General features: G+C 53.2%; 7 protein-coding genes and 1 rRNA gene. 1 reads left to right on the top strand and 7 read right to left on the bottom strand.

The window, feature by feature from the left end; translation table 11 throughout:
• Window positions 1-61 precede the first annotated feature (61 nt).
• The 6 genes from disA to BLR08_RS29235 all read right to left on the bottom strand — a co-directional run bounded on the left by disA (window position 62) and on the right by BLR08_RS29235 (window position 7,419).
• On the bottom strand, window positions 62-1,141 hold the full coding sequence (gene disA, locus BLR08_RS29210) for a DNA integrity scanning diadenylate cyclase DisA (protein WP_256257844.1): 1,080 nt from the start codon (window positions 1,139-1,141) through the stop codon (window positions 62-64).
• A 51-nt stretch (window positions 1,142-1,192) separates the two neighbouring features.
• Window positions 1,193-2,560: a DNA repair protein RadA gene (radA, locus tag BLR08_RS29215; protein WP_072338053.1), complete on the bottom strand. Its 1,368-nt coding sequence runs from the start codon at window positions 2,558-2,560 to the stop codon at window positions 1,193-1,195.
• Between the two features lie 229 nt (window positions 2,561-2,789).
• A complete protein-coding gene (gene clpC / locus BLR08_RS29220) occupies window positions 2,790-5,234 on the bottom strand; it encodes an ATP-dependent protease ATP-binding subunit ClpC (RefSeq protein WP_072338054.1) in 2,445 nt (814 codons plus the stop codon).
• Between the two features lie 60 nt (window positions 5,235-5,294).
• Entirely contained in the window at window positions 5,295-6,371 is a 1,077-nt protein-coding gene (locus tag BLR08_RS29225) for a protein-arginine kinase McsB (RefSeq protein WP_072338055.1), read from the bottom strand.
• A 29-nt stretch (window positions 6,372-6,400) separates the two neighbouring features.
• Window positions 6,401-6,919, bottom strand: a complete 519-nt coding sequence (locus BLR08_RS29230; RefSeq protein WP_072338056.1) for a protein-arginine kinase activator protein McsA — start codon at window positions 6,917-6,919, stop codon at window positions 6,401-6,403.
• 38 nt (window positions 6,920-6,957) lie between these two features.
• Window positions 6,958-7,419 carry a CtsR family transcriptional regulator gene (locus BLR08_RS29235; protein ID WP_072338057.1) on the bottom strand — a complete coding sequence of 154 codons (462 nt, stop codon included), beginning with the start codon at window positions 7,417-7,419 and terminating at the stop codon, window positions 6,958-6,960.
• Between the two features lie 409 nt (window positions 7,420-7,828).
• On the opposite strand from BLR08_RS29235, the gene pdaA reads away from it, so the two are divergent.
• Complete coding sequence (gene pdaA / locus BLR08_RS29240; protein WP_090586607.1) at window positions 7,829-8,581, top strand: delta-lactam-biosynthetic de-N-acetylase; 753 nt, start codon at window positions 7,829-7,831, stop codon at window positions 8,579-8,581.
• 58 nt (window positions 8,582-8,639) lie between these two features.
• Here the strand turns inward: pdaA and rrf are convergent.
• Window positions 8,640-8,756 (bottom strand): 5S ribosomal RNA (gene rrf, locus BLR08_RS29245).
• Between the last annotated feature and the right edge of the window lie 35 nt (window positions 8,757-8,791).

An 8,791-nucleotide genomic window follows, 5' to 3' on the forward strand; every position in this document is an offset into this window, starting at 1 on the left:
CTGGTTTTACTGTGCCCCAACGCTGTCCATGCTATGAGGTCACCATATGATTGTAAGCAAGTTAGATATGTCTGTCAATGAGTACCTGATCTTGGATGCGCTTCAGTCCTTCTTTGATCGTTCTTGCCCTTACTTCGCCGATGCCGTCCACTTCGTCGAGCTCTCCGATCGTCGCCATCATCAGATGAGGCAGCTGCTTGAACCGTTCGATAAGATTGTGAATAATGATGGTCGGCAATCTCGGGATCTTGCTGAGTACGCGATAACCGCGGGGCGATACGATCTCCTCGGCGCTGGCCGAAAAATGCGGGTATCCGAGTACGCGGGCAATCTGAGAATGATCGAGAATCTCGTCTCCTGCATGCCGCTTGAGCTGCGAGAACACTTCCCTTATTTTGTCCTCGTTCGCTTCCCTTATATAATCTTTTACGAGCAAAAGAGCTTCCCGTTCCGTATTTCCCACAAGCTCTTCCAACTGCATGCTGATCAGGCGCCCTTCGTTGCCAAGCTCGTTGATATACCGGTTGATCTCAGCCTTGATGCGCAGCACCATCTCGATCCGCTGAATAACGCCCGTTACATCATGCAGCGTTACCAGCTCCTCGAATTCCGAAGCTCCCAGATTGGTCATGTCCTGATCGAGCACCGACTTGTATTTCTCCAGCGTCTGAATCGCCTGATTCGCCTTGGTTAGTATTACCCCGATATCCTTCAAAGCGTAACGCAAATTTCCTTGATACAGCGTAATCACGTTGCGCCGCTGAGAAATGGAGACGACAAGCTTGGAGGTCTGCTTCGCTACCCGCTCTGCGGTTCTGTGACGAATGCCCGTTTCGATTGAGGAGATGGACGAATCGGGTATCAGCTGGGTGTTCGCATACAGGATGCGCTTCAAGTCCTCGCTAAGGATAATGGCCCCATCCATCTTGGCAAGCTCATATAAGTAGTTAGGAGAAAAATCACAATTGATGGAGAAGCCTCCGTCAACAATCTCCATCACCTCCGGGCTATAGCCGACAACAATCAGTCCGCCCGTCTTGGCGCGAAGCACGTTCTCCAGACCATCGCGAAAGGACGTGCCCGGCGCAACCAGCTGCAGCAGCTGGCTCATCACGTCGCGTTTTGAATCTTCCTTGCTCAAGCGTTGTCCCTCCTGACTTCCTCACGACTATTAATGCATATTTGATCTTTTCTATACCAATGCGGCGGACAGCGCCTGCGCTACCGTCTGCACGCCGATGACCTCGATTCCCGGGGGCGGCGTCCAGCCTTTTAAGCTTTTCTCCGGCAAAATAACCCGTCTGAAGCCCAGTTTCTGCGCTTCCCGAACACGCTGATCGATGCGGGACACGCCGCGAACCTCGCCCGTAAGTCCCACTTCCCCGAATACAACGTCGAACGGCTGGGTCGGCTGATCACGGAAGCTGGAGGCGATGCTGACGGCAACCGCCAAATCGACGGCCGGCTCATCCAGCTTGACCCCTCCGGCAATGTTCAGGTAGGCATCCTGATTCTGCAGGAACATCCCCATCCGCTTCTCCAATACGGCGATGATCAGCGACAGCCTGTTGTGATCATAGCCGGTGGCCATTCTGCGCGGGGAAGGGAAGTTAGTAGCTGAGATCAGCGCCTGAAGCTCGACCAGCACAGGGCGGGTACCCTCCATACTGGCGACCACGGTCGATCCCGCTACGCCCAGCGGACGTTCGGATAGGAACAGCTCTGAAGGATTGGCTACCTCGACAAGGCCGCTCTCGCGCATCTCGAAGATGCCGATTTCATTGGTCGAGCCGAATCTGTTCTTCACGGCGCGGAGCACCCGGTAGGAATGATGCCGCTCTCCTTCGAAATACAGAACGCAATCGACCATATGCTCCAACAGTCTGGGACCTGCGATTGCTCCCTCTTTAGTAACATGACCAACCAGCACCGTTGCGATACCTCTGACCTTCGCAATTCGCATAAAATGTCCGGTACATTCTCTTACCTGGGAAACGCTGCCCGGCGCTGAGGCAACTGCCGGATGGTATACGGTCTGGATCGAATCAATCACGATAAAGTCCGGCTCCAGCTCATCGATGGCCGCTTCGATAAATTCCACATTCGTCTCGCTGAGCACGAACAGCAGCGGGGATACCGCATCGAGCCGGTCTGCGCGCAGCTTGGTCTGCTTGATCGACTCTTCTCCGGAAATATACAGCACCTTCAACTGCTGCTGAGTCAGCTCATGAGAAGTTTGCAGCAGCAGGGTCGACTTCCCGATCCCCGGGTCGCCGCCGACAAGAATGAGAGAGCCGGGCACCAGCCCTCCTCCCAGCACCCGGTTCAGCTCCTGATTATTTGTAATAACCCGCTGCTCTTCACTGCTTTCTATGTTTATGATCGAGATCGGCTTTTCTTTCTTATTAGAAATGGAGGTTTGAGCGCCCCTCGACTTGCTGATCGTTTCCACTTCTTCCACAAACGTGTTCCACGCTTCGCAGCCCGGGCATTTGCCCAGCCACTTCGGTGATTCATAACCGCACTGCTGACAGAAAAATTTCGTTTTTGTTTTGGCCATCCCATATCACCTCAAGTTCCATTACAAAGTTTACCATGACGATGAGGCAAAGAAAACCCTTCCTGCCCCGGTAATCCGAAATAAAAACGCGCGCTTTGCCTGTGTTGAGGCTTCTTCAAACATAAAACCCAGTAAATAGAAAAACCTGCCGGCCGGTTTAATCCGGTTGCGGCAGGTTTGCTGCAAAATCAGCGAATTACAGTTATATATACAAGGCCAAAAGCCCGGTTTAGACTTCCGTACTGACGCCCGAATTTCGCTCGACGATGAGCTCGCCGTCCTTCTCGTCGATCGTCAGCTTGTCGCCTTTGGTAATATTTCCGCGAAGCAGCTCTTCGGACAAACGGTCCTCGATATGCTTCTGGATCGCCCGGCGGAGCGGCCTTGCTCCGAAGCTTGGATCGTAGCCTTCCTTCGCCAGGAACGCCTTTGCTCCATCCGTAAGCACGAAGTCAACCTCTTGCTCCTTGAGCCGCTTGCGGAGATCATCAGCCATCAGAGTTACGATCTCGGCGATATGCTTCTCATCCAGGGAATGGAATACGATGATCTCGTCGATCCGGTTCAGGAACTCCGGACGGAAGCTTTTCTTCAGCTCGCCCATTACTTTATCTTTCATATTGCCGTATTCGCGGCCGGCATCGATCGTTGCCGTAAAGCCCAGCGTCGAGTTTTTCTTGATGACATCGGCGCCCACGTTGGAAGTCATGATAATCAACGTATTGCGGAAGTCGACGGTGCGTCCCTTCGAGTCTGTCAGGCGGCCGTCCTCCAGCACTTGCAGCAGGATGTTGAATACTTCCGGATGCGCCTTCTCGATCTCATCGAGCAGAACAACCGAATAAGGCTTGCGGCGAACCTTCTCGGTCAGCTGGCCGCCTTCTTCATACCCTACATAACCCGGAGGAGCCCCGACCAAGCGGGAAGTGGAATGCTTCTCCATATATTCGGACATATCGATACGGATCACGGCATTTTCGTCGCCGAAAAGCGACTCGGCCAAAGCGCGGGCCAGCTCCGTTTTCCCTACGCCGGTTGGTCCGAGGAAGATGAAGGAGCCCATCGGACGCTTAGGGTCCTTAAGACCGGCTCTTGCCCGGCGGATAGCGCGGCTGACGGCCTTCACGGCTTCATCCTGGCCGATGACCCGGTCGTGAAGAATCGATTCCATCTTCAGCAGCCTCTCCGTCTCCTCTTCCGCCAGCTTGACGACCGGAATTCCCGTCCAGCTCGCCACGACTTGAGCGATATCATCCGGCGTTACCTCCGAATCGGTGCGGCCTTGCTTCTCTTTCCACTCGTTTTTCGTCGTATCCAGCTCTTCGCGCATCTTCTGCTCGGTGTCGCGCAGAGCAGCTGCTTTCTCGAACTCCTGGCTCTGCACGGCAGCGTCTTTCTCCTTGCGGATATCCTCCAGCTTGTTCTCCAGCTTCTTGAGATCGGGCGGTACCGTATAGGAGCGAAGTCTGACCTTCGAGCTGGCCTCGTCGATCAGGTCGATCGCTTTATCCGGCAGGAACCGGTCTGTAATGTAGCGGTCGGAAAGCTTGACAGCCTGCTCGATCGCCTCATCGGTTATTTTCACCCGGTGATGCGCCTCATAACGATCGCGGAGACCGTGGAGAATTTGAATCGCTTCCTCCGGAGAAGGCTGATCCACCGTAATCGGCTGGAAGCGGCGCTCCAGGGCGGCGTCCTTCTCGATATATTTGCGGTATTCATCCAGCGTTGTCGCTCCGATGCACTGCAGCTCGCCGCGGGCCAGCGACGGCTTCAAAATATTCGAAGCATCGATAGCGCCCTCGGCCCCGCCTGCGCCGATCAGCGTGTGCAGCTCGTCAATGAACAAAATGATATTGCCGGCTTGGCGAATTTCATCCATTATTTTCTTCAAGCGGTCTTCAAATTCGCCGCGGTACTTCGTTCCAGCTACGACCGAGCCCATATCCAGGGTCATCACCCGCTTGTCGCGAAGTGTCTCCGGAATTTCGTTGGCGATAATTTTCTGGGCAAGCCCTTCGGCGATTGCCGTTTTACCGACACCCGGCTCGCCGATCAGCACCGGATTGTTTTTCGTGCGGCGGCTGAGCACCTGGATAACGCGCTCAATTTCTTTGCTGCGGCCGATAACAGGGTCCAGATTGCCGTCTTTCGCATAGGCCGTCAAGTCGCGTGCCAGGCCGTCCAGAGTCGGCGTATTGACGTTGACCGGATTGCCATGGCTTGGGGAAACCACTTCGCTGCTGCCAAGCAGCTGAAGCACCTGCTGACGGGCTTTATTCAAGCTTACGCCGAGATTGTTAAGCACACGTGCTGCGACACCTTCGCCTTCGCGAATAAGTCCAAGCAAAATATGCTCCGTCCCGACATAAGTATGTCCGAGCTTGCGAGCTTCGTCCATCGACAGCTCGATGACTTTTTTGGCACGAGGCGTGTAGGCGATGTTGGTCGGCTGCTCCTGCCCACGCCCGATGAGCGATTCCACTTCATCCTGTATTTTTTCGAGGCCGAGTCCGAGCGCGATTAACGCTTTAGCGGCAATGCCCTCGCCCTCCCGAATCAATCCAAGCAAAATATGCTCGGTACCGATATTGTTATGTCCTAAGCGGACAGCTTCCTCTTGAGCCAGGGACAACACTTTCTGCGCGCGTTCCGTAAATCTGCCAAACATCATGAGTAACACCTCCAAGATTGGTAAAAGTCATTTCCGTATTTGCAGTTGGTGATCTTGGTGTTAGCGGACTTCGTCCGATTCGGACATCTTGTCGCGAATCAGCTGCGCTCTTCTAATGTCTCTTTCTTCAGAAGACAGCTTTTCTCCTGCTAACTGCTGTAAAAAACCCGGCTGGGTCATCACAAGCAGCTCATTGAGCACCTGAGAGGGCACCTTCTTAATAAAGCCAAGATCAATTCCGAGCCTCACGTCCGACAAGCGCTGGGCCGCTTCCTTCGAGTCCATAATCGCCGCATAGGACAAAATACCGAACGACCGGCTGACCCGATCCAGAAGCTTGGCCCTGTTCTCCATCGACAGCTTGAGCCTTGCTGCCCGCTCATGCTCGATAATCTGACGAACGACACTGTGCAGATTATCGATAATTTCTTCCTCGGACTGGCCCAGCGTAATCTGATTGGATATCTGGAACAGGTTCCCCAAGGCTTCGCTGCCTTCCCCGTACAGCCCCCTCACGGCCAAGCCTACCTGCGTGATGGCCGATAAAATCCGGTTGATCTGCTGGGTAAGCACAAGCGCCGGTAAATGGATCATCACCGAAGCCCGGATGCCTGTGCCGACGTTCGTCGGACAGCTGGTCATATACCCGCGCTTCTCGTCGAAGGCATAATCCAAGTGAACCTCGAACACATCATCGATCTGATTCGCCAAATCCCAAGCTTCCTTAATCTGAAAACCAGGGCACAAGCATTGTATTCTCAAATGATCCTCTTCATTCACCATGATGCTGATGGATTCGTTATCCGAGAGAATAACCGCTCCATTGCGCGATTCATTGGCCAGCGCCGGGCTGATCAGATGTTTCTCCACCAGCACGCGCCGCTGCAGCTCGCCCAGCTCCGACATCGGAAGCAGCGTGAAGTGGCTGATCGTCTCGAGCTCGTCATTGTCCATCAGCGAGCGGACGCGGTCCAGCACTTCCTGAGACTGCTGGTTCGAAGCCAGCATAGGGAAGGGGTAAGCTCCCACATTACGCGCTATTCGAATACGCGTACTGATCACGATATCCGAGTCGGGACCTTCCTCCTTCATCCAATCACTTAAGGCATGCTCCGTAAAGCGTTGCACTTCCGTCATTAGGGTGCTCCTCCTTATTACCCAGCTGTCTAGCTTTCCGATGCCTGCTTCTCCAGCTCGCGGATCTGGTCGCGCAGCTTGGCAGCCTGCTCGAACTCTTCCTGCTCGATGCGCTCCTGCAATTCCTTCTTCAACACGTCGATCTCCCGCTTAAGCTTAATTAAACCTCCTGACCGTTTGGGAACCTTGCCCGTATGGGCGGTACTGCCATGAACTCGCTTGAATAGAGGGTCCAGCTTCTCGTTAAAATGCTTGTAGCATTCGCTGCAGCCAAACCGCCCCACCTTGCTGAACTGGCTGTAAGTAAGGCCGCAGTGATCGCAGCGCGTCGGCTGAACCTTCGCTACCGCCTGGCTTTGAGACGTTGGCTCGAAGTCGAGCAAGCCGCTGAGCAGATTATGGATAGAGAAACCTCCGGGCGTTCCCGGAATCATCTCTCCTTTCTCCCGCGCGCAGGACTCGCAAATATGAAATTCAGTCTTCTCGCCGTTCAAAATCTTCGTGAAATGAAGTGTCGCCTGCTTCTTCCCGCATTCCTGGCAAATCAATGCAGTCCCTCCTCGGCGTGATATAAGGACTATCCCTCTTACTTGCTAAGCAAGCATATCATCATCGCTTTCAGCATCCTTGCCCTGATCTCATCCCGCAGCGGGAGCTTCAAGGCCAGCGCCTCCCGATCCAGAGCAGCCTTCATGAGCGCCGCCTCTCTTGCGGTGATGAACCCGCCTTCCTGCAAACGGTAAATAAGCCCTTCAGATGCATTCTGATCGATATGCGTACCGACATTCTGGAAAATATAATCAAGCACTGTGCCATGCGAATGAAGTACGATCTTCTGGATGCGTACATAACCCCCGCCGCCACGCTTGCTTTCAACGAGATAGCCTTTTTCCAAAGTAAAACGAGTGCTGATGACATAATTAATTTGCGAAGGAACGCAATTAAATTGATCGGCCAGATCGTTGCGCTGGATTTCGATCACGCCATCGGGGCTCTGCTGCATGATTTGCTTCAGATGCTGCTCGATCATTTCTGAAACACTGCGCATCTGTATTCAACCTCCATACAAAGGTTAGATTAGGCATGGCTGTAAGCCATATACTGACTTTGACTTTCTTTGACTTTGATTTTATTATAACAGATTTACAGCGGAATGCAACATTTCTCCAGCGTACATGAGGCGGCTTGTTTAAGAAGCATATTGCTCTACATATCCGTTAGGTATGTCTCAGTATGCGCCTTTTTGGACCAGGCTACCGGGCGCTGCGCAACCCAATTGTTGTTTGTTTTGTAAGGAGGCTGGCTGCTCTGCCGCGCCCATTATTTAGGGGATTGCCCCATACATACCAGCCCCTGGCTGTGGCATATTAACCAGGAGGTTCCCGGAAAATTTGAATTCAGGAGGATGCAGGATAGTGATGCAGAAGGGTTGCCGTCCGCTGCTTATTGTGGCTTTGATGATTGCTTGCATGTTGACCGTATGGGTTCTCCCCGACTCTGTTCACGCAGACGTCTCGTATCATTTCGGCTTCAAGAAAAGCGTGAACGGTCAGGAACCCTCTATTAACGAAGAAGGCTTTAAGCCGCTGCTGCAAAAGTACGGGGCTATTTTCACCGGAGACCCGGCTCAGAAGGAGTTATATCTGACTTTCGATAACGGATATGAAAACGGGTTTACCCCGCAAATTTTAGATGTGCTGAAAGACAGGCAGGTGCCGGCTATCTTTTTCGTGACCGGCCATTATGTGAAGGAACAAGGCGAGCTTTTGAAGCGGATGAAATCGGAAGGTCATTTAATCGGGAATCATTCCTGGCATCATCCCGATATGAGCCAGATCTCGGCAGAACGTATCCGCGAGGAGCTTACTAAGGTAAAAACAGAGGTCGCCGCCATCACGGGACAGCAGGAAATGCTGTATTTGCGCACGCCCAGAGGCATCTTCAATGAACGCACACTCGCTGTGAGCAAGGAGCTTGGCTATACCAATGTATTTTGGTCGGTCGCCTACAAGGACTGGGACACCAAGGACCAGAAGGGCTGGAAGTATGCCTATGACCGCGTTGTCGCTCAACTGCATCCCGGGGCTGTCCTACTGCTGCACTCGGTCTCCAAGGATAATACGGAAGCGCTGGGAGCCATCATCGACGAGGCGCGCAAACAAGGGTATGTGTTCAAGAGTTTGGATGAGATGAAAGCACGTACGCCGTGAGTCTTGCCGTGAATAAAAAACAAAAAATCCTACCACATAAATGGTAGGATTTTTTCGTGCTTGGCGACGTTCTACTCTCCCAGGACCCTGCGGTCCAAGTACCATCGACGCTGGAAGGCTTAACGGTCGTGTTCGGGATGGGTACGCGTGGTTCCCTTCCGCCATCATCACCAAACCTGTACATCTACTCAAGGCTTGCGCCTTGAAAAC

Source organism: Paenibacillus sp. cl123 (assembly GCF_900101595.1).
GTDB lineage: Bacteria > Bacillota > Bacilli > Paenibacillales > NBRC-103111 > Paenibacillus_G.

Coding starts and splice junctions, on each gene's coding strand:
- BLR08_RS29225 (WP_072338055.1), bottom strand. CDS start 6,371: ATGACGGAAGTGCAACGCTTTACGGAGCATGCCTTAAGTGATTGGATG.
- clpC (WP_072338054.1), bottom strand. CDS start 5,234: ATGATGTTTGGCAGATTTACGGAACGCGCGCAGAAAGTGTTGTCCCTG.
- radA (WP_072338053.1), bottom strand. CDS start 2,560: ATGGCCAAAACAAAAACGAAATTTTTCTGTCAGCAGTGCGGTTATGAA.
- pdaA (WP_090586607.1), top strand. CDS start 7,829: ATGATTGCTTGCATGTTGACCGTATGGGTTCTCCCCGACTCTGTTCAC.
- BLR08_RS29235 (WP_072338057.1), bottom strand. CDS start 7,419: ATGCGCAGTGTTTCAGAAATGATCGAGCAGCATCTGAAGCAAATCATG.